The sequence below is a fragment of the Marinobacter sp. F4218 genome, assembly GCF_019443085.1.
GTDB classification, from domain to species: domain Bacteria; phylum Pseudomonadota; class Gammaproteobacteria; order Pseudomonadales; family Oleiphilaceae; genus Marinobacter; species Marinobacter albus.
In genome coordinates this window covers 2,009,438-2,030,057 of record NZ_JAHZIL010000003.1, presented here as the reverse complement: position 1 = coordinate 2,030,057, position 20,620 = coordinate 2,009,438, and the positions used below count along the sequence as shown (strand labels likewise).

At 61.3% G+C, this 20,620-nt stretch carries 20 protein-coding genes; 10 read left to right on the top strand and 10 right to left on the bottom strand.

All coding sequences use genetic code 11. The annotated features are described in order from the left end of the window. Window positions 1-13 precede the first annotated feature (13 nt). The gene (locus K0B93_RS13270) at window positions 14-610 is read left to right on the top strand and encodes a hypothetical protein (protein ID WP_219867658.1); all 597 of its coding nucleotides are present in this window, start codon (window positions 14-16) and stop codon (window positions 608-610) included. A 69-nt stretch (window positions 611-679) separates the two neighbouring features. On the opposite strand, the gene K0B93_RS13265 is transcribed toward K0B93_RS13270, so the two are convergent. Both K0B93_RS13265 and K0B93_RS13260 read right to left on the bottom strand, forming a co-directional pair. Further along, the gene (locus K0B93_RS13265; protein WP_219867657.1) at window positions 680-2,077 is read right to left on the bottom strand and encodes a sodium-dependent transporter; all 1,398 of its coding nucleotides are present in this window, start codon (window positions 2,075-2,077) and stop codon (window positions 680-682) included. A gap of 377 nt (window positions 2,078-2,454) precedes the next feature. Further along, the gene (locus tag K0B93_RS13260; protein WP_219867656.1) at window positions 2,455-3,327 is read right to left on the bottom strand and encodes a carboxylate/amino acid/amine transporter; all 873 of its coding nucleotides are present in this window, start codon (window positions 3,325-3,327) and stop codon (window positions 2,455-2,457) included. A 188-nt stretch (window positions 3,328-3,515) separates the two neighbouring features. On the opposite strand from K0B93_RS13260, the gene K0B93_RS13255 reads away from it, so the two are divergent. Beyond that, entirely contained in the window at window positions 3,516-4,913 is a 1,398-nt protein-coding gene (locus K0B93_RS13255; protein ID WP_219867655.1) for an MATE family efflux transporter, read from the top strand. On the opposite strand, the gene K0B93_RS13250 is transcribed toward K0B93_RS13255, so the two are convergent. Further along, the gene (locus K0B93_RS13250; protein WP_219867654.1) at window positions 4,843-5,871 is read right to left on the bottom strand and encodes a GGDEF domain-containing protein; all 1,029 of its coding nucleotides are present in this window, start codon (window positions 5,869-5,871) and stop codon (window positions 4,843-4,845) included. The two genes, K0B93_RS13255 and K0B93_RS13250, sit on opposite strands and share 71 nt — an antisense overlap. A gap of 265 nt (window positions 5,872-6,136) precedes the next feature. Here K0B93_RS13250 and K0B93_RS13245 point away from each other — a divergent pair, with 265 nt between their 5' ends. Next, window positions 6,137-7,261, top strand: coding sequence for an HD-GYP domain-containing protein (locus tag K0B93_RS13245; RefSeq protein WP_219867653.1), 1,125 nt, complete (start codon window positions 6,137-6,139; stop codon window positions 7,259-7,261). An 18-nt stretch (window positions 7,262-7,279) separates the two neighbouring features. Here the strand turns inward: K0B93_RS13245 and fghA are convergent, their stop codons facing one another. Together fghA and K0B93_RS13235 are read right to left on the bottom strand one after the other, a co-directional pair. Next, window positions 7,280-8,125 (bottom strand): S-formylglutathione hydrolase, encoded by an 846-nt coding sequence (fghA, locus tag K0B93_RS13240; RefSeq protein WP_219867652.1) that lies wholly within the window; start codon window positions 8,123-8,125, stop codon window positions 7,280-7,282. Between the two features lie 28 nt (window positions 8,126-8,153). After that, entirely contained in the window at window positions 8,154-8,585 is a 432-nt protein-coding gene (locus K0B93_RS13235) for a CBS domain-containing protein (protein WP_218636300.1), read from the bottom strand. A 189-nt stretch (window positions 8,586-8,774) separates the two neighbouring features. Between K0B93_RS13235 and K0B93_RS13230 the strand changes: the two genes are divergently transcribed. Both K0B93_RS13230 and K0B93_RS13225 read left to right on the top strand, forming a co-directional pair. Next, window positions 8,775-10,139 carry an alanine/glycine:cation symporter family protein gene (locus K0B93_RS13230; RefSeq protein ID WP_219867651.1) on the top strand — a complete coding sequence of 455 codons (1,365 nt, stop codon included), beginning with the start codon at window positions 8,775-8,777 and terminating at the stop codon, window positions 10,137-10,139. 119 nt (window positions 10,140-10,258) lie between these two features. Next, window positions 10,259-10,912, top strand: a complete 654-nt coding sequence (locus K0B93_RS13225; protein WP_219867650.1) for a peroxiredoxin — start codon at window positions 10,259-10,261, stop codon at window positions 10,910-10,912. Window positions 10,913-11,013: 101 nt separating this feature from the next. On the opposite strand, the gene K0B93_RS13220 is transcribed toward K0B93_RS13225, so the two are convergent. Genes K0B93_RS13220 through K0B93_RS13210 form a run of 3 tightly spaced genes read right to left on the bottom strand, consistent with a single transcriptional unit; the run spans window position 11,014 to window position 13,501 of the window. Next, complete coding sequence (locus tag K0B93_RS13220) at window positions 11,014-11,796, bottom strand: MetQ/NlpA family ABC transporter substrate-binding protein (protein ID WP_219867649.1); 783 nt, start codon at window positions 11,794-11,796, stop codon at window positions 11,014-11,016. A 20-nt stretch (window positions 11,797-11,816) separates the two neighbouring features. Beyond that, window positions 11,817-12,494 carry a methionine ABC transporter permease gene (locus tag K0B93_RS13215; RefSeq protein WP_219867648.1) on the bottom strand — a complete coding sequence of 226 codons (678 nt, stop codon included), beginning with the start codon at window positions 12,492-12,494 and terminating at the stop codon, window positions 11,817-11,819. After that, on the bottom strand, window positions 12,494-13,501 hold the full coding sequence (locus K0B93_RS13210; RefSeq protein ID WP_219867647.1) for a methionine ABC transporter ATP-binding protein: 1,008 nt from the start codon (window positions 13,499-13,501) through the stop codon (window positions 12,494-12,496). Before K0B93_RS13210 ends, K0B93_RS13215 begins: the two co-directional genes overlap by 1 nt. Window positions 13,502-13,702: 201 nt before the next feature. Between K0B93_RS13210 and K0B93_RS13205 the strand changes: the two genes are divergently transcribed. Beyond that, window positions 13,703-15,124, top strand: a complete 1,422-nt coding sequence (locus K0B93_RS13205) for an HDOD domain-containing protein (protein ID WP_324125086.1) — start codon at window positions 13,703-13,705, stop codon at window positions 15,122-15,124. 7 nt (window positions 15,125-15,131) lie between these two features. Here K0B93_RS13205 and K0B93_RS13200 read toward each other — a convergent pair whose 3' ends face one another. After that, window positions 15,132-15,824 carry an anti-sigma factor gene (locus K0B93_RS13200; protein ID WP_219867646.1) on the bottom strand — a complete coding sequence of 231 codons (693 nt, stop codon included), beginning with the start codon at window positions 15,822-15,824 and terminating at the stop codon, window positions 15,132-15,134. Beyond that, window positions 15,821-16,378, bottom strand: coding sequence for a sigma-70 family RNA polymerase sigma factor (locus K0B93_RS13195; RefSeq protein ID WP_219867645.1), 558 nt, complete (start codon window positions 16,376-16,378; stop codon window positions 15,821-15,823). Before K0B93_RS13195 ends, K0B93_RS13200 begins: the two co-directional genes overlap by 4 nt. A gap of 159 nt (window positions 16,379-16,537) precedes the next feature. Between K0B93_RS13195 and K0B93_RS13190 the strand changes: the two genes are divergently transcribed. The 4 genes from K0B93_RS13190 (at window position 16,538) to K0B93_RS13175 (ending at window position 20,584) form a co-directional block, all read left to right on the top strand. Continuing rightward, complete coding sequence (locus K0B93_RS13190) at window positions 16,538-18,013, top strand: DUF4331 domain-containing protein (protein ID WP_219867644.1); 1,476 nt, start codon at window positions 16,538-16,540, stop codon at window positions 18,011-18,013. A 12-nt stretch (window positions 18,014-18,025) separates the two neighbouring features. Then, window positions 18,026-18,262 carry a hypothetical protein gene (locus tag K0B93_RS13185; RefSeq protein WP_219867643.1) on the top strand — a complete coding sequence of 79 codons (237 nt, stop codon included), beginning with the start codon at window positions 18,026-18,028 and terminating at the stop codon, window positions 18,260-18,262. A 100-nt stretch (window positions 18,263-18,362) separates the two neighbouring features. Then, complete coding sequence (locus tag K0B93_RS13180; RefSeq protein WP_219868128.1) at window positions 18,363-19,460, top strand: hypothetical protein; 1,098 nt, start codon at window positions 18,363-18,365, stop codon at window positions 19,458-19,460. Further along, window positions 19,457-20,584 carry a HupE/UreJ family protein gene (locus K0B93_RS13175; RefSeq protein WP_228743371.1) on the top strand — a complete coding sequence of 376 codons (1,128 nt, stop codon included), beginning with the start codon at window positions 19,457-19,459 and terminating at the stop codon, window positions 20,582-20,584. The genes K0B93_RS13180 and K0B93_RS13175 overlap by 4 nt, the downstream gene beginning before the upstream one ends. Window positions 20,585-20,620 lie beyond the last annotated feature (36 nt).

The following is a 20,620-nucleotide window of genomic DNA, read 5'->3' as shown; positions in this document are numbered from 1 at the left end:
AAGGAGAGTACCCATGATTCAACCCTACCCCGACCACCAGAACCCGCTGGCCCACCTGCTGACCCCGTTACTGATTGCTGTTCTGGCCCTGGCTTCCCTGCCTGCCCAGGCCCGCGACCTGACAGAACAGACCATCCGCTCGTTCGTTGACACCATGAAAGCCGCGGAGTCCCTGGAACCCGAGTTCGAAGCACTCGCCGATGAGATGGCCACCGACCAGGAATCCGAGATGCCGGATTTCGCCCACATCTTTTCCGACACCCTGTCCTCGATGGAAGGCCAGCCGGCCTATGGACGCCTGGAAGATATTGCCCAGGACCACGGCTTCAGCGATCTTGAGGAATGGGGCGCCACGGGTGACCGGATCTACCGCGCGTGGATGGCGATTGAACTGGAACGGCAAAACCCGGAGGCCCGGCAGGAAATGGCTTCGGCCCTGGCGGAGATCGAGAACAGCCCCCACCTGACCGAGGCCCAGAAAGCGCAGATGCGGGCCATGATGGAGAACGCCATGAGAGCCATGGAGAGCGCCAAGGATGCGCCTCAGGAAGACGTTGAAGCGGTCCGCCCGCACCTCGATATCCTGAGGTCGTTCTCGCAGCCCGAGTAGGCCTCCCGGCACAAAAAAACCCGGCTCACGAGGAGCCGGGTTTTCGGTCTGACGACAATTGCCGCCGGATCAGGCCATCAGGTTATAGGCAAACACGATGACGACCGCAACCGGGGTGACGAAGCGGATCAGGTTGTACCAGAGGGTGAACGCGCCTCCTTCCAGAGCCAGGTCCAGCTTCAGGGACTCCCTGGCCACAAACCAGCCGACAAAGACCGCGGTCAGCAAGCCTGACAGTGGCAGCATGATATTGGCAGTCACATAGTCGAGCAGATCGAAGATGGTCTTGCCGTCAAACCGCTCAAACATACCCAGCGGTGCAAAGTCCGACCAGACGTTCAGCGAAAGGATCGAGGCGATGCCCAGCGCCCAGCACAACACCCCCACCAGAATGGCACTAGCGGAACGACCCAGGCTGCTTCTCTCTTCCACCCACTCGACCACGGGTTCCAGCAGGGAAATGCCGGACGTCCAGGCGGCGAACAGCAGCAGAACAAAGAACAGGGTGCCGAAGAGACCGCCCAGGGGCATGTTGCCGAATGCCAGCGGCAGGGTCTGGAAAATCAGTCCAGGACCCGCACCGGCTTCCAGGCCGTTGGCAAACACCACCGGGAAAATCGCCAGCCCGGCCAGCAATGCCACCACCGTGTCCATGATCGCCACGCTGATCGCGGTACGGGCGATGGAAACATCCCGGCCCAGGTAGGACCCGTAGGCCATCATGATCGCCATGCCCAGACTCAGGGTGAAAAAGGCATGTCCCAGGGCAATCAGCACACCACTGATCGACAGGGCACCGAAGTCCGGGGTGAACAGGAAGCTGACGGCTTCACCGAAATGGCCGGTGGTGGTGGCGTAACCTACCGCAGCCAGCAGCAGAATGAACAGGGCCGGCATCAGGATCGTGGCGGCTCGTTCCAGGCCACCCTTGAGGCCTCGGGAAACCACCAGAACCACCAGAGCCATGAAGATGGTGTGCCAGATCAGTAACTGGACGGGGCTCGCCAGCAAACCGCCGAACAGATCACCGATGGATTCCGCGGTACCCCCGGTGAAGTCGCCCATGGCCGCGTGCTCAATGTAGGACGCCGACCAGCCACCGATCACCGAATAGAACGACAGAATGACGAACGCGGCGATCATGCCGACAATCGCCGAGGCCCGCCACAGAGGCGATTTCAGGTTGCGCTCGGCCACCAGACGCATGCTGGTGATCGGGTTGTGCCGGCCGTTACGACCAATGAAGACTTCCGCCATCATGATCGGAATACCGATCACGGCGATACACAGCAGGTACACCAGTACGAAGGCACCGCCACCGTTCTCACCGGTTACGTAGGGGAACTTCCAGATATTGCCGAGGCCGACGGCAGAACCGGTCGCGGCCAGGATGAAGGCCAACCGGGATGACCAGAGACCGCGAGAAGCCGCTGCGCCATTGCCCGAAGCCGAAGTGGACTGAGTCATGATTGCTTCCTGTGCGTGTGGCTGAGGAATAGAAAACGACGACGAACGCCCGGGCCATGCCCGGACTGTTGGAGCGCGATTCTGCCAGCACTGGCGGCGCGATTCCAGCGTCGGCACGGCATCGGACGGAAGGTGCCCGACGCCGTGCCGGAGCACGAAAAGCTAACTAGCCGTTTTTGCTGATAAAGCGTGCCACCAGATCTTTCAGGCCCCGGGACATGTCACTGAGGTGGTCGCTGCTCTTTGATTCGGATCTGAAAACGAAACGACGGACCGCAGGTAACCATGCCCATGCTACCCATTGTAGTTATCAGGCACGATCCTGTAATCCGGTCGATATCGGCAAGACCGTCAAAGACCTTAGTACGAGCAAATACCTACGCTGTCGCCACGAGGCGGGCGCGGGGATGGAAGCGGGCGTTGACCCACAGCGAAAAGGCGATCACGCCGCCTCCGATGGCCAGGCGCATCAGATCGGCATCCCGGTTCCAGATCAGCAGGTTGACGAGCAAACCGGCGGGCACCAGCGCGTTGTTCATGATCGCCAGGGTACCGGCGTCCACATAGCAGGCACCCCGGTTCCACAGGAACAGGCCAAGCCCCGAAGCGGCCAGGCCCAGCCAGGCCAGAATGCCCCATTGCAGGGAGGTGGACGGCAGGCGCTCGGCATTGCCGAAAATCAGGAACGACGGCAGCGCAATGAGCAACGCACCGATAAAGAAATAGCCAAAGGTGCGGAACGCGGGCAGCTCCAGGGGATAGTGCCGCATGATGTGCTTGTACCCCACCTGACCGGCAGCAAAGGTGAAGTTCGCGACCTGCAACAACAGGAAACCGGTGATGAAATCCTCGCTGAGCCCGTCGTAACGAATGATGCCCGCGCCCAGGGTCGCGATGCCCGCGGCCACCAGTGCGACCGGTGAAAAGCGCCGGAACAGGGCATCATCAATCAGCGTCACGTAAAGCGGTGTGAAGATGGTAAACAGCAGGACTTCCGGCACCGTCAGATAACCGAACGACCGGTACAGGCAGAGGTAGGTGATTCCGAACTGCAGCATGCCGGTCACCAGGATGCCCAGTTTCATGCCGGAGGGTACACCCCGCCAACGGGTAAATGGCAGGAACACCAAGGCACCCAGCAGGACCCGGCTGAGTACCGCGAAATCACTGTCCACCTGGCCGGCCAGAAACTCGCCGATCAGGCTGAACGAGAATGCCCACAGAACCGTAACAAAAACCAGTAATCCCATCGTGACAGCCACCCTTGAAAACCGAGGCGCGTACTTTACCCGTTTTGCGCGGAATTTTCAGGCGGGGACAGGGCCAGACGCAGAAACCCCGATGCCCGCACCCGGCACGAATGGGTTACCATGCCTGCCCTGCCTGCTCGTGGCAGGGAACGCCAATATCATGAACGGACACCCGGACCTGCCACGCTATGGACGAAACCCACCAGCCCCTACCGGAACCCCGCCAGCCGCTGGTGCACCAGACCTTGGGCGAATGGCGAACCCTGGCGATGCTCGGCGGCCCCATCCTGATTGCCCAGGTTGCGCAGATGGCCAACGGCGTGATCGATACTGTTATGGCCGGCCATGCCAGCGCCGAGGACCTGGCGGCCGTGGGCATTGGCAGCAGCCTGTGGATGCCACTGTTCCTGTTCTTCATGGGGCTGCTCGGAGCCCTGCAGCCGATCATCTCCGGCTACAACGGCGCCCGAACGCTGGACCGGATCATGCCGGCCACCTGGCAGGGGTTGTACCTGGCGGCCGCCGGGTCGGTGGTAATGATCCTCTTGCTGACCCACGTGCACCCGGTGCTGGCCCTGCTGAACCTGGAAGTCCACACCGCCGGCATTACCCAGGGCTACCTGGATGCCTTTGCCTGGGGCGTGCCCGCCATGCTGATGATGACCGCCCTGCGGGGGCTGACCGACGGACTTGGCCATACCCGGGTGATCATGGCCTTCTCCGTCCTGAGCACCCTGATCAACCTGCCGCTCAACTACATTTTCATCTACGGCAAGCTGGGGCTACCGGCAATGGGCGGCATTGGCTGCGGCTGGGCCACCTCCCTGTCCAACGGCGTCGCCGCCGTTGCACTGCTGGTGTACCTCAATCGCAGCGCCGCCTATCGCCGGTTCCACCTGCTCGCCGATTGGGTAAAACCGGAGCTGGCCGGCCTGGTCTATATCCTGAAGCTCGGTGTGCCCATCGGCTTCACGATTTTTGTCGAAGCCAGCATGTTTTCGGTCATTGCCCTGTTTCTGGCACCTCTGGGACCGGTCGTCGTCGCCGGCCACCAGATCGCCCTGAACGTGGTGTCGCTGCTGTTCATGCTGCCCCTGAGCATTGGCATGGCGCTGACCTTGCGAGTGAGTTTTCTCATGGGCGCCGGCACACCCGACACCGCCCGGCTGATTTCCCGCAGCTCTTTGATCCTGGCGGCAGCCACCGCACTGGTCTTCGCCGTGCTGCTCTGGGTATTTACCGAGGGCATCGCGGCGCTATACACCAGCGAAGTCGAGGTGCAACAGGTCACCATCCGGCTGCTCCTGTTTGCCGCCCTGTTCCAGATTGCGGACGTAATCCAGGTGACCTGCATCAGTGCCCTTCGGGGTTACAAGGACACCCGGACCCCCATGTTCATCATGCTGTTTTCGTTCTGGGGCCTGGGGCTGCCGCTGGGCTATCTGCTCACCTTTACCGACGTGATCCGGCCAGCAATGGGAGCTGCCGGCTTCTGGGTGGGGCTGACCGGAGGGCTTACGTCAGCGAGCATTCTTCTTGGCTGGAGGCTGTTTCGCTTTGCTCCGGGTCCGGATCCGCATAAATGATGCAATCGCGACCGGAGGCTTTTGCCTGGTACAGGGCGGCGTCGGCGCGGGCCAGCCAACTATCGACACTCTCTCCGTGCGCGAGCTGGGCGACACCGAACGACGCGGTGACCGGGCCGCCGGGGTGTTTGAGGTGTTTCCGGAGAATCTGTTGCAGATTGTTCAATGCCGTTTTCAGCCCGGCGCCATGGGTACCCGGTAACAACAGCACGAACTCTTCACCGCCGTAGCGAAACAGGTGATCCGTTCGCCGGGTGTTCTGCCGGGTCAGGGCGACCATATCCACAAGCACTTCATCACCGACGCTGTGACCGTACTCGTCGTTGATTTTCTTGAAGTGATCGAGATCCAGCAGGGCCACCGCGTAGGGCAGGCCAGTGCGGTCGGCGCTGGCGACCGCGAGAGCCAGTTCCTGATCCATGGAACGCCGGTTGCGGACACCGGTCAGCGGGTCAATGGTGGCCAGGTGCTCCAGTCGTTCACGCTGGCTTTCATTCCGGTGGGCAAAAACGTAGGCACAGGCACTGACGACCACCGCGCCCGCCGCGAACGACCACATCTGAACCGCCGACCGGAAGATATCGACCTGGACCATCAGGGCAAGGATGGCGCCGATGTTGATGATGATGGCCAGACGCGGACGCGCCAGAAAGAAACTGGTGACCAGACAGGGAAATACCCAGAACAGACCTGGCTCGCCGGTTACTGCCCCCACCACCACAGCACTGGAGGAGGTCATCACCGCCAGGAACAGCCCACTGCGTTCAGTTCGGCCGGTCAGCCAGGCGTAGGTTACGCTGACGATAATCCCCGCCAGGATAGTGACGTCGACCAGCGCGGCCAGAAGATTGCCCTGCACGAATCGAAATACCGCAAACGGTGTGATGCCCAGAATGGCACTGGCACCGAGCAGCGTGATAATCGAGAGGCGGAAATCCGTCTTGAGGCGGTAAAACATCAGGTATGAGAACCGATGATAGGGTTGTTTAGCTCGGTAGCTTAGCTCAAGGCTCGGGAAGGTTCCCTATGCCAGCACGAGATTTTACAAATCGGTGACGCACCGTCACAAAACGTGAACCACTGCTCAGTCCTTAAACCCGCTGCCGCCCTTTGCACTGGCAAATCGGGCAAAAGAAGCCTCCTGCATCAAGGAGATATAGAGGCCGAAGCCCGTTCGGGGGTACACTCGTACACTGTTAACTCTGTCAACAGGACACTCGATCTTGCGCAATCTTGTCCGAATCGCACCCGGCGCTCTTGAGCTGGGCCGCCCCCTGCCGTGGAACGTCTACGACGCCGACGGCAACGTATTGCTGCGCCAGGGCTACGTGATTCAGACCAATTCCCAGCTGGAACAACTGTTCGAGCGAGGCCGGTTCGAGCCGAGGAAGATCGAACGTCCCCACGAGGAGATCTTCGAGGATGCTCGCGAACGAAATCCGTTTGCCGATTATCCCGACCTGCTTCATGCGCTGGAAACCACGCTCAACGCCATAACAGAAGGCGATCCCTCAGCCCAGAAGCAGCTGATGGGACTTTCGCGGATGATTGAACAGACCTGCTCCGAGGCGCCCGATGCCAGCCTTGCACTGGTTCACCTCTATTCCATCGGCCCGAACATCCTCGAACAAACGCTGTTCTATGCCATCCTCAGCCAGTTCGTCGCGCGCCAGTTCGGACTGGAGGAAAAACGCATCAGCGTGCTCACCGCCGCTGCTCTTACCGCCAACCTCGCGCTGGTGCCGGTTGCCGATCAACTGAATGCCTCCAACAAGTTGTTGACCGACGATCAACGCAACGTGATTCAGAAACATCCGCAACGCAGCATCCAGGCCCTCCAGGCTGCCGGCATCAATAACAAGCTGATGAATACCATTATTGCCCAGCATCACGAACAGGCGGATGGCTCCGGCTATCCGCAGGGATTGAGCGGCAGCGACATACGCCCGGAAGCGGAAATTCTGGCACTGTCCGAGCGTTACGTGGCCATGATTACCAAACGGGCCTATCGCGCCCGCATGAACGTGGCGGACGCCCGCCGGCTCATCGCCACGCTCGGCGACGGCAAGTTCCGCCCAGCCATTCCCAGGGCGCTGCTTCAGGTATTGGGGGACTATCCGCCCGGCATCCTGGTGAGGCTCGACAACAATGAAGTGGGAGTGGTTACCAGCCGACCGCTCCGCGCCCGCGGCCCGTTCGTGCAGGCCATCTTCGGCCCCCGTGGCAATCGCTACAACGGCACCTTTGAACGGGACACCAGCCTTCTGGAGTTCAATATTCGGGCTCTCGAAGAGCCCGAAATCATGCCCTCGATGGATTTCAGTCGAATCTGGGGCTTCCGGACCTGAATCCGCGCCGCCCCCCGATCAGCGAAGCCCCAGAGCCTCGGCGTGGTAGACGAGATGATCGTCGATAAACGAGGCGATGAAGAAATAGCTGTGGTCGTAGCCGCGATGCATACGGAGATTGATGTGATGATGGAAGGTCTCGCAGGCCTCCGCGAGGGCATCCGGGTTGAGCTGGGTGTCCAGAAAGTCATCCGCGGTTCCCTGGTCAATCAGCAGCGGTAACCGTTCCCGCGCCGTTGGAATCAGCAGGGTGGCGTCCCACTCCTCCCAGGCTTTCACATCCTCTCCAAGGTACCCCGAAAACGCTTTCCTGCCCCAGGGGCACTCGGTTGGATTGGCAATCGGCGCGAAGGCTGAGACCGAGGCGTAGCGACCCGGGTTTTTCAGGGCCGCAATCAAGGCACCATGCCCGCCCATGGAGTGGCCGCTGACGGATCGCTGGTCGGTCACCGGCAGCTCGTTCTCAACCAGCTGTGGCAGTTCCTTGACCACGTAATCGTACATCCGGTAATGGGGCGCCCAGGGTTGTTGCGTGGCGTTGATGTAAAACCCGGCGCCGGTGCCGAAGTCGTATTCGTCATCCTCTCCGGGGAGATTGAGGCCGCGAGGGCTGGTGTCGGGGCAGACGATGGCAAGGCCCAGCTCCGCCGCCCGTTTCATGGCCCCGGCCTTCTGCATGAAGTTCTGGTCGGTGCAGGTCAGACCTGAAAGCCAGTACAGCACTGGTACTTTGCGCGTTTCCCGAGCCACCGCCCGCGGCGGCAGGAACACCGCAAATTCCATGTCGCATTCCAGCGTCGCTGAGTGGTGCCGGTAACGACGGTGCTCGCCGTCGAAACAGAGATTGGTGGATAGGAGTTCCATAGCATCCTCGGCTTGGAGAAAGTTGGTATCAGTCGTCAGCACTGACGAACTTGGGCAGCTCGATTCCGCAACCCGCCCGCGCCAGTTCCGCCAGAATAGCCGTACGCGTCACAATACCAATCAGTTTGCCATGATCCACAACCGGGAAAACTTTGGGTTTGCCGGCCCCGAGGTTCTGGGCGAGATCCACAACGGCCATCTCCGGCGAGATCGTGACCGGCTCGCGGAACATCACGTCGTCAACAATGGGATCCCCCTCACAGTGGTAACTGCTGACCAACAGGGAATGGATGCAATCCTGTTCCGACACAAAGCCCAGTACGTGCCGCTGATCGTCGACGACGGGCAATCCAGTCACATGGTTCTGGAGAAGGGTTTTCACCACTCGAGTCAACGGCGTGCCACACCGAACGGGTTCAATGTGATTCCACATGACATCAGAGACTTTCAGTGAGCGCATGGACAGGTCTCCTCCCGCTGAATCTGATTGCAGTGGCTCCCAGATGGAGCCCCTTTCTATAACCATAGGCAATGCAACACAGAAAGGAAAACAGAAAAAGCCCTCAACCGTTTACAGATCAAAATTATCACTTAAACTCATTCGGTTAAGCCCCACAAGGGCACCCATTGCTAACTACGGGAGATCCCCATGGAAGCCATATCCTCGCTCGTCGGACAAATCAATTCACTGGTGTGGGGTCCGCCCATGCTGGTTCTCATCCTCGGGGTCGGACTGTTTCTGAGTCTCGGCCTGAAGTTGATGCCCATCCTGAAACTGGGTGCCGGCTTCCGGCTGATGTGGCAGGGCCGCAAAGCCGCCGGTGCCGAAACCGAGGGCGAGATACCGCCGTTTCAGGCATTGATGACTGCCCTCTCAGCCACGGTGGGCACCGGTAACATCGCCGGCGTGGCCACTGCTGTATTCCTGGGCGGTCCCGGCGCCCTGTTCTGGATGTGGCTGACGGCCCTGGTCGGGATGGCGACCAAATACTCGGAGGCCGTCTTGGCCGTGCGTTTCCGTGAGGTGGACGAGCGCGGCGCCCACGTCGGTGGCCCGATGTACTATATCCGCAACGGGTTGGGCGCCAAATGGGCCTGGCTGGGTGTGCTGTTTGCCGTATTCGCGGCCATCGCGGCTTTCGGGATCGGCAATACCGTCCAGGCGAACTCGGTGGCCGACGTGATGGAAGCGAGCTTCGACATACCCCACTGGGTGACCGGTCTGATTCTGATGGTTCTGGTGGGCGCGGTGCTGATCGGCGGTATCCGCCGGATCGGGCACGTTGCCAGTGCCCTGGTGCCGCTGATGGCGCTGTCCTACCTGATCGCCGGGCTGCTGGTGCTGGCCATCAACGCCGCCGACATCCCGGCGGCCCTGGGGCTGATATTTGAACACGCCTTCAGCCCCATCGCAGCCGAAGGCGGCTTTGCCGGCGCCGCCGTCTGGGCCGCCATCCGATTTGGTGTGGCGCGCGGTATTTTCTCCAACGAAGCCGGTCTCGGGTCGGCCCCCATCGCCCACGCGGCCGCCCAGACCAAGAACCCCATCAACCAGGGCATGGTGGCCATGCTGGGCACCTTCATCGATACCATTGTCATCTGCACCATCACCGGGCTGGTGATCATTACCTCCGGCACCTGGACCGCCGGCGTGTCCGGCGCCGAGCTGACCTCCATGGCCTTTGCCGAGGCACTGCCAGGCGTCGGTAACTACCTGGTGGCCATCGCCCTGGCGGTCTTCGCGTTCACCACCATTCTGGGCTGGTCCTTCTATGGTGAACGCTGCATCGAGTTCCTGTTTGGGGTAAAAGCCATTGTCCCGTACCGGGTCGCCTGGATCGCTGCCATACCCGTCGGCGCGACCCTGAAACTGGGCTTTGTCTGGCTGGTCGCGGACACCCTGAATGCCATGATGGCCCTGCCCAACCTGATCGCGCTGCTGTTGCTCAGCCCGGTGGTGTTCAGGCTGACCCGGGAGCACTTTGACCAGCAGAAAACCGTGGGCAACGTCTAGGGCCTTGTTTTCCGGCCCTACACGACCCACGTTTGTTGTATAGACTGAGTAAACATTCCGGCGGATACGCGGCCGGTCAACGAAAACTGCCGAAGCTTGCAGGAAAAGGAGAGTAGCTTATGAGTTTACGTCTTGGAGATACCGCACCGGATTTCGAGCAGGATTCAAGTGAAGGGAAAATCTCGTTCTACGACTGGCTTGGCGATAGCTGGGGCATCCTGTTCTCGCACCCGGCCGACTTCACACCGGTGTGCACCACCGAGCTGGGGCTGACTGCCAAGCTCAAGGACGAATTCGCCAAGCGCAACGTCAAGGCCATTGCCCTGAGCGTGGACCCGGTCGAATCCCACAAGGAGTGGATCCAGGATATCAATGAAACCCAGGGCTGCTCGGTCAACTTTCCGATCATTGCCGACCAGGACCGGAAGGTGTCCGAACTGTACGACATGATCCATCCCAATGCCGACAGCAGCATGACGGTTCGCTCCCTGTTTGTGATTGATCCCAACAAGAAGGTGCGCCTGATCATCACGTACCCGGCCAGCACCGGTCGCAACTTCAATGAGGTTCTGCGGGTAGTCGATTCCCTGCAACTCACCGACGATCACAAGGTTGCCACCCCCGGAAACTGGGAGCGCGGCGGCGATGTGGTGATTGTTCCGTCCCTGCAGGACGAAGACGAAATCAAACAGAGATTCCCGCAGGGCTACAAGGCGGTGAAGTCCTACCTGCGGATGACACCGGATCCCAAGGCCAACTGGAGTGGCGACTGATCACCGCACTCCATCACACCGATGGCCCAAAATAAAAAGGCCGGGCAGTTTCGCTGCCCGGCCTTTTTTTATCCGTCGTTCCGGCCGTGGGCCGGCGCACTTCAGAACGCAGGAACCACAGCGCCCTCGTAATTTTCCTTGATGAACGCCCTGACCGAATCGGACGTCAGGGCGGCAGCCAGCTTCTGCATGGCTTCGCTGTCCTTGTTATCGGGACGGGCAACCAGAATGTTCACGTACGGGGAATCGGACCCTTCAATCACCAGCGCGTCCTCGGTCGGATTCAGACCGGCCTCAAGGGCATAGTTGGTGTTGATCAGCGCAACATCGACCTGGTTCAGGATCCGCGGCAGGGTCGCCGCTTCCAGTTCCTTGAAGTCCAGATTCTTCGGGTTCTCGGCAATGTCACGGGGCGTTGCCGTGATCTTGCTGGCATCATTCAACGTGATCAGGCCGGCTTTCTGGAGCAGCAACAGGGCACGTCCGCCATTGGTGGGATCGTTCGGAATGGCGACAACCGCACCGTCTTCCAGTGCTTCCAGGGAATCGATCTTGCTGGAGTAGGCGCCGAACGGCTCTACGTGAACACCGGTTACTGTCACCAGATTGGTGCCACGCCCGGCATTGAACTCATCCAGATAGGGCTTGTGCTGGAAGAAGTTGGCGTCCATCCGTTTCTGGTCCACCTGGATGTTGGGCTGGATGTAGTCGGTGAATACCTTCACATCCAGTTCCACACCCTGTTCCGCCAGGGTCGGCTTCACAAATTCCAGGATTTCCGCGTGGGGAACCGGCGTCGCCGCTACCGAGAGCTCCTCGGCGGAGGCGGCGGCAGAAACAGTTACAGCGGCAGCCAGCGCCACCAGGGATTTCTTGAGATTCATTCTACGTTCTCCTGTTTGAATTATTTACGGCTGAAATAGAGCACCAGACGGTCACCGGCCATCTGCAGCACCTGAACGAAAATCACCAGCAAGGCCACGGTAATGACCATGACATCGGTCTGGAATCGTTGATATCCGAAGCGGATCGCCAGGTCACCCAGACCGCCACCGCCGATCACACCGGACATGGCGGCGTAGGAAACCAGGGTGATTGCGGTAACGGTAATACCGGCAATGATGCCCGGGAGGGCCTCTGGCAGCAGCGCGCCGAAGATGATCTGCTTGACGCTCGCGCCCATGGCCTGGGTCGCTTCGATGATGCCGCGATCCACCTCACGCAGCGAGGTTTCCACCAGCCGGGCAAAGAACGGCGCGCCGCCCGCCACCAGCGGTGGAATCGCGCCGGCAACGCCGAGGGAGGTGCCGATCAGCATCACCGTGAACGGAATCATCACGATCAGCAGGATGATAAAGGGCACCGACCGCAGCACGTTCACCACAAACGACAACACGGCATAGGCTACCGGCTGCTCCAGCAACTGGCGCTTGCCGAAAAGGAACAGCAACACGCCGACGGGCAGGCCGATCAACACACTGAACAGCAGGGACATGCCCACCATGACCAGAGTGTCCCAGCTGGCCCAGCCGATTTCCGACCAGTCAACGTTGCTCAGTAAACCATCCATCAGGGCGTCCATCAGCGCAGCACCTCCACGTGAACGTCGGCGGCCTTAAGGGCGTTCATGGCGACCTCCAGATCGCCACCGACCAGCGACAGAGTCAGCTGCCCGTAGGGCGTATCCTTGATGTGATCGATCCGGCCGGACAGGATACTGAAATCCACGCCGGACTCCCGGGCCACGCTGCCCAGCAGCGGCTTGTAGGTAGCATCACCCTTGAAGGTGAGGCGCATGATACGGCCATCGGCCTTCTGCAGATCTTCCTGAAGCTCCTCACTGTCGATGCTTTCGCTTTCGAACACGAAATCCCGGGTGGTCGGATGCTGCGGATGCAGAAACACCTCACTGACCGGCCCCATTTCCACCACACGACCGGCGTCCATCACCGCTACCCGGTCGCATACCCGGCGCACCACATCCATTTCATGGGTAATCAGAACAATGGTCAGGCCCAGCTCACGGTTGATGTCCGCCAGCAGTTTCAGCACGGACTGGGTGGTTTGCGGGTCAAGAGCACTGGTGGCCTCGTCGCACAGCAGAATGGTCGGCCGGCAGGCCAGGGCTCGGGCAATCCCGACCCGCTGCTTCTGCCCGCCGGACAGCTGGGACGGGTACTTGTTGGCATGGTCAGTCAGGCTCACCCGGGCGAGCAGCTCCTCTACCCGGTCACGGATCTCGGATTTCGAGTAGATGCCGGCCAGTTTCATGGGAAAGGCGATGTTGTCCGCGACGGTCTTGGACGACAGCAGATTGAAGTGCTGGAAGATCATCCCGACCTTGCGCCGGAAGGCCCGCAACTCGGCGGCGTTATAATGGGTAATGTTTTCGTCGTCGATCAGAATCCGGCCATCGGTGGGCGGTTCCAGCAGGTTGATCAGACGCACCAGCGTGGATTTACCTGCGCCGGAGTGACCGACGATGCCAAACACCTCGCCGGTTTCAATGGTCATATCGGTGGGATGCAGCGCGGGGATCGCCCGGCCGCCTACCTGATACGACTTCTGTACCTGGTCAAATACAATCACGGTAGCGCCTTGTGGGTGCAGCGTTAAAACCGGCGATTATAGCCCATTCACTCGCCAAACCCGAATCCGCAGGCACCGATACCCGTGGGTAAATGCCCTTACACAAACGGTTACCTGACACCGCATCGGGCGGTGAACTAAACTGGAGACCAAACAATAACCTCCGTGTTCCCTGAAGCGCTCTGCCCTGAGACCACCCAAGTGACCAACCAAACCGATACGATGCCCTCACGGATGACCTCGACCCGGGCCTGGGTCACCTACCTGAGCAAAGTGGAGCTGCCGGTACTGGCCAACACCCTCCGGCGCATCAACGAGCTGACCGACAGCCGCAACAGCACCGTCAACGAGCTGGCCAACGTGATTCTCAACGATGCCCAGCTCACCTCCCAGGTGCTGCGGCTGTCCAACACAGTGTTCTACAACCAGACCCGCACCCAGGTCAGCACCGTCAGCCGGGCCATCACCCTGATTGGCTTCGATGCCGTGAAATCCATGGCCATTTCCTCGCTGATTGTCGACGCTCTGCTTCAACTCAATGACCGGCCCCACCTGTTGCGGTGCCTGGCCCGAGCCATCCATGCCGCTGTCCAGGCCCGCTGCCTGATGCCGAAACGGAATGAAACCGCGCTGGAGGAAGTCTTTATTGGCGCCCTGCTGATGAACATCGGGGAACTCGCGTTCTGGTCCTGCGAGACCGAACAGGCCACCGAACTGGAACAGCGGTTGCGCCTGGAAGAACCACCGGTGGAAGCCCAGAAGACCGTGCTGCACACCACCTTTACCGAGATTACCCGGGGCCTGGTGGAGGCCTGGTCGCTGGGCCCGTTCATCAAGGACGTGGTAGCGCCCGGGGAGGCCAATTCCCCCAATGCCAGCCTGGTACGGCATTCGGTGGAGATGGCGCGATTGTCGGAGCAGGGCTGGCGCGGCGCCGAAATGGACAAGGTGCTGGAACAGCTGGGCAAGGATATCGGCGAAAATCCGGCGACGGTTCGTGACCAGGTCAAGGTCAATGCCACCGAGGCTGCCCGCGTGGCTGTCTCCCTCGGCATTCCGCAAATCACTGCCCTGATGCCCGGCAACCAGCAGGATGGCGACAAGGCGGCGGCGAAGGCACCCGAGATGGATCCGGAACTGCAGCTTCAAATTCTGCGCGACCTGACCGAGAGTCTGGCCGAAAAGCCGGACATCAATGAAGTCTGCCAGCTGGTGATCGAAGGCATTCACCGGGCCATCGGCATGCAGCGGGTCGCACTGTTAATGGGCGATCGCACTGGCCGGGAACTGGTGCCCCGGAAACTGAGCGGCCGGGGAACCGATGACTGGCGTGACCAGCTCACCGTCCCAAGGGATGGCTCTGGCCCGCTGGGTAAGCTGGTGCCGGACGCCGGCTGTTTTATCTACCGTCCTGACGCCGATGCCGGCCAGACCGGTTACGACCGCTGGCTTGGCCGGGTGCCGGCGCTGGTGGGCCCACTCCGGGCCAACGGCCGTCTGGTGGGCCTGTTCTACGCCGACAATGCCGCCGGCGGTTACACCCCTTCCGAGCAACAGCTGTCGGCGTTCGGTCACTTCATCCAGAACGCCCAGCTGTGCCTGGCGCTGATCGCCGCCAGATGAGCCTGTATTAAAGCTCGTAGAGTTTGGTCACGTGCAGAATCGGGCCCGTGGGCGCGCCGGTCGGTGATCCGCCCAGGGGCTCAAGGCTGATCGCCAGGGTTCGACTCTGCGACAATGCCGTCCGGGCCTCATCGGTCAGGGTCACCTGATGCACGCCACCGGCGGGAATCACCCCGAGCGACAGCGGCTGCCCGTCTTCAGGCACGATCCAGAGCTCATAGTCCTTGCCGGCATCGGCGGCGCTCGCGGCGACCGATCGCAATTTCAGCAAATTGTTCTGCCCGGACTCGCTGACCAGCCAGAGCGGGTCACTGATATCGGCCTGCACAATCGCGCCGGATAACTGCGGCGTTGGCGTTGGCTGCTGGACCAGCAACACTGCCAGCACGACGGCAGCCGCCGTTGCCGTCAGGCTCCACCCCGGCCAAATCCAGCGCAAGCCGATGCCGGAGCGGGCCTTGACCCGGGCCGTCTGCGGCCAGAGCCGACGTTCGATGGATTTCCAGGCGGACCGGGGTGGAGTTACCGGCGGCACTTCTGAGGAAAGCTGGCCCAGCTTCTCCTCCCAGAACCAGACCTCCTGGCGAACCCGGGCCGACTCCATCATCCAGCGCTCGAACCTGACCCGGGCCTGGCCCCTCAATGAACCCAGCACATACTCGGCGGCCAGGCTTTCGATACGTTCCGGTGTCTTTTTCATTGTTCCAGGCACCTCTTCAACGCCAGCAAACCGCGCCGGATCCAGCTTTTCACCGTACCGATCGGCGAACTCAGGGCCTGAGCCAGTTCCTCGTGGGTGAACCCGCGATAGTATGACAGCAGGATGCTGTCCCGCTGTACGTCCGTAAGCTCTTCCAGACAGCCCGTCAGTTGGGCCGAGCCGGCGTTGCGCAGGGAATCGTCCAGGGGACCGGCTCGCTGGTCTTCCACGTGTTCAAGGTGATCATCACCAGCCGTCTGCCTGACTTTCCGGGACCGGATCAGATCCAGGGTCCGGTAACGGGCAATGGTCATCATCCAGCCCATCGGCGTTCCACGCCCTTCATGGTATTCACCTGCGTGGTGCCAGATCTGGATAAAAGCCTCCTGCAGAGCTTCCTCCGCCAGCTCCCGCTGGCCTGCCAGTTTCATGCACAACCCGAACATCCGCGATGCGATGGCTTCATACAGCCGCGCAAAGGCCTTCCGGTCCTGGTGCGCCACCGAGAACAGCAAGCGCATCAGGTCCTCCTGATCAGTCTGGCCTGGATTCATAACATCTCCGCTTATTATTGGCTCTGGTTCCAATACGCTCAAAGTAGGCATAGGGATGCGAAGCCTGCCCAAAAGATTATTTTTGTTCGGTCCTGCATCTTTCTTCCGAAGGCTCCCGTTTCCTCCTGTGAACCAACCGCACAAGAAGAGGAAAAAGGAATGAAAACGATTCTGAAACGCTCCGGCCTGGCAATCGCCGTTGCCGGGTTTTGCCTGAGTGCCACGAGCGGCCACGCGTCCAGCCACCGGGAAGCACCCTTCATCACCGAAATCCCGAAAGTTGACGGCACCGATTTTTACATGTTTCGCAGCTACGAATCCGGGCGCGCGGATTATGTGACCCTGATTGCCAATTATTTGCCCCTGCAGGACGCCTACGGTGGCCCGAACTACTTTGATCTGGATGAAGACGCGGTCTACGAGATCCACGTCGACAATGATGGTGACGCCCGGGAAGACATCACCTTCCAGTTCAACCTCCGGGACCAGTTGAACGATATCCAACTGCCCGTGGGCGACGAAGGCAGCCAGGAAATGGTCTCCGTGCCGTTGAAGAACATCGGCGACGCCTCTGCCGACGGCAACGTCCAGTTGCAGCAGCAGTACACCGTGACGGTGATCCGTGGCGACCGCCGGAACGGGCTGTCCTATGCCTCGACCAACGTCACCAACGGAACCGAAACTTTCAGCAAGCCCCTGGATAACATCGGCGGCAAATCCTTTGCGGACTACGCCAGCTACGCCGACCAGCATATCTTCGGCATGACCATTCCGGGCTGCAGCACAGACGGCCGTGTGTTTGTCGGCCAACGAAAGGAAGCGTTCGCGGTCAACCTCGGCGAGATCTTCGACCTGGTCAACACCAACCCGCTGGGCATGCGCAATGCGGAAGGACCTGGCGATCTGGCCAACAAGAACGTGACGTCGTTTGCCCTGGAAATCCCCACCGAGTGCCTGACCGGCACCGCCACCAACACAAACAGCCAGCCGGTTATCGGCGCATGGACGACCGCAAGTGTTCGCCAGGCGCAGATCATCAACCCGGGCCCCTCTGCGAATGGCAAGGGTGCCACCGTGGAAGGCGGTGCCTACACCCAGGTGTCCCGTCTCGGTATGCCGCTGGTCAACGAGGTGGTGATCGGCCTGAAAGACAAGGATCAGTTTAACGCCAGTGAGCCCAAGGACGACGGCCAGTTCGCGACCTACGTAACGCATCCGACACTGCCGGAACTCCTGGAAATTCTCTTCGGGGATGCCGGTGCGGTCGCGCCGAACAACTTCCCGCGGACCGATCTCGTCACCGCCTTCCTGACGGGCGTGCCAGGCGTGAACATGCCGGTGGGCGTGACCGCCTCGGAAATGCTGCGACTCAATCCATCCGTCCCGGCGACACCGGCGGGCTCCCAGAATGACCTTGGTGTACTCGGCGGAGACAACGCCGGTTTCCCCAATGGCAGACGCCCGGTCGATGATGTTGTCGATGCGGCGCTTCGTGTCGCAATGGGCGCGCTCACCGACGATGCACCAAACAAGGACGTTCCGTTCACCGATGGTGTCCAGCTGGATCCGGCGGAGCTGAGAACCACCTTCCCGTACCTGGCGACCCCGATCCCGGGTTCACCGAACGGCCTGTAGGAGGGAGCGCGTATGTTTTCCATCGTGAAAATCGGATTGGCGGTCACCATGGCTGTTGCCCTGTCAGGCTGTTTCAGTGACTCCGGCAACTCCGGCCAAGGCCCCAACCTGACCCTTGATTTCACCACGTTCGTGAAGGCGCAGGTCAAGGCCACATCTAATACCGGGGCTCCCGAGAGCCTTGACCGAATCAACTTCAGCTTCAACGACCAGAACAACCCTCAGGCCTACGATGACCTGCTGCGGTAATGCATCGCTTCGCCGGATCCACACTGGCCTGTCTCCGGCGTTGTTTTTCCCTGCCCTTCGGGGCAGGGCTTTTTCGTTCTGGATCGGTCTTGTGAGCCTGATGGCCTGGCCGATTCCGGTCGCCGCGGCGCCGGCCCCGATCCAAACCAATTTCGCAGACGAAGCGATCCTCGCCCGTCTGCCTGATGCGGTACCCCGGAGCACCCGGCTACCGCCGAGCGCGGCGGCCATGGCGGAGGAGGTCCAGGCCCTGATCGACCAGGCGCGGGGAAGCGGCGACCCGAGATTTCTGGGTTATGCCGAAAGACGCTTCCAGCAGTGGCCGGACGACGCCATGACCGACCGCCTGCGCGTTCTCAGGGCTACCCTGGCGCAGAGCCTCCACCGTTTCGACGAGGCTCGGCAGGATCTGGCGGAGGTGCTCAACCGGAGTGCCGATCGCCGGCAACGCATCCAGGCCCGTCTGACCCTGGCCAACCTCGAAACTGTCCAGGGTCGCTACCACCAGGCCCGTGCCCATTGCCAGCGGTTGTCCACGGAATTCCCTGGCCTGATTGCCGCCAGTTGCCTGGCACAGGTGGACGCCCGATCCGGTGCGACACGGGCCGCCTACGACCGTCTCGCGAACCAACTGGCCGCCGCTGGTAACACCGGATCCGCGGGCTACCTCTGGGCCAGGGGCACCCTGGGGGATATCGCAGCACAACTGGGACTGGCTTCCGCCGAGGCGCACTGGCAGGCCGTTCTCGCCAGTAGCCCGACGGATCTGTATACCCGTACCCAGCTGGCAGATTGGTACCTGAGAAACGGGCAGGTCCAGTCGGTCATGGCGCTGACCCTGGGATACGAGCAGGTCGACGCGCTCGCAGTCCTGCGGGTGATTGCCATGCGCCGAACCGGGCATCCGGACCAGGACGGGCTGGCCAACCGGATTCGGGAGCGTTTCGAGGAAGCACAGTGGCGCGGGGCCCTGCTGCACAAGCGGGACTTTGCCCGCTTCCAGCTGGCCATCGAGGAACGGCCTGATATTGCGCTGCGCCACGCCATGGCGAACTGGGAGACCCAGCGCGAACCCCTCGATACGGCACTGGCACTCCGGGCGGCCATCGCCGCTGATGACCAGGCGGCGGTCAGGACGCTGCGAAACTGGCTGGAGCAAACCGGCCAATCCGATGCCCGATATCCGGAGCTACCATGAGCCGATCAGCCCCCTGCATGCGGCTGATCGCGGCCGTGCTACTGATGTTTCCCCTCGCCACTCCCGCGCTGGCACACAAGGCCAGCGACAGCTTCCTGTACGTCGACACCGGCCAGTCGGAGCTGAGGATTGATGTTGCCCTGCGCGACCTCGCCCTGCTCATGCCGCTGGATCGGAACGGCGATCAGCAACTATCCGGTCGGGAGGTCCGCGCCCAGCGCGCCGTTATCACCCGAACCCTGGAAGAAGCCGTCACGGTTGCCAGCGCCTCCGGCTCCTGCTCCCTGACCGGAACGGACTGGGGCATCAGCACTCACAGCGATGGGCATTATTCTGCCGCCCGCTACCGACTGGGCTGCCCGAACGGCGAGGCGCCCCAGACCTTGAGTTACACCCTGCTGTTCGATCGCGACAGCCTGCATCGTGGCCTGGTCCGCATCGACTCGGGCGATCGACATACCCTGGCGGTGCTGTCACCGGCGGAGCGTACCGTCAACCTCCTTCCCGGGACCGCGCCGGGGGCGTGGGGCATCTTCACGACCTTTCTCTACGAAGGGGTGATTCACCTGCTGATCGGGTTGGACCACATCCTGTTTCTGCTGGTCCTGGTGTTGCCCGCGAGCCTGATGTCCGCATCACCGGGCAGCACCGGACCGCCCGGCCTGCGGCCGCGACTGATTCAGCTTGCCGGCATAGTCACCGCGTTTACCCTGGCCCACTCCGTCACCCTGGCCCTGGCAGCGCTGGGAATCGTCCGGCTCCCCGTTGCCTGGATCGAGACCGTGATCGCGCTTTCCATCGCATTGGCGGCGTTGAATGTGGTCTGGCCGGTCTTTGGCCGGAAAACCTGGCGGCTGGCCTTTGCCTTCGGGCTGGTTCACGGCTTTGGGTTTGCCAGTGTCCTGGGAGATCTGACCGGCGGCGAGGCTAATCTGGCCGTTGCCCTGGCTGGCTTTAACCTGGGGGTCGAAGTGGGACAACTGGGCTTACTCGTACTCGGTTTCCCGATGCTCTACCTGCTGGCGCGTTTCCGGCTTTACCAGCGGGCGCTGGTTCCCGCCGTGCTGGCCGGCGTGGGCGGTATCAGTCTGCTCTGGGTGATAGAACGGGCGGCCTCGATCTGAGGCCGGAAGGGAGGTGTTCAGTGCCGCCGGCGCCCT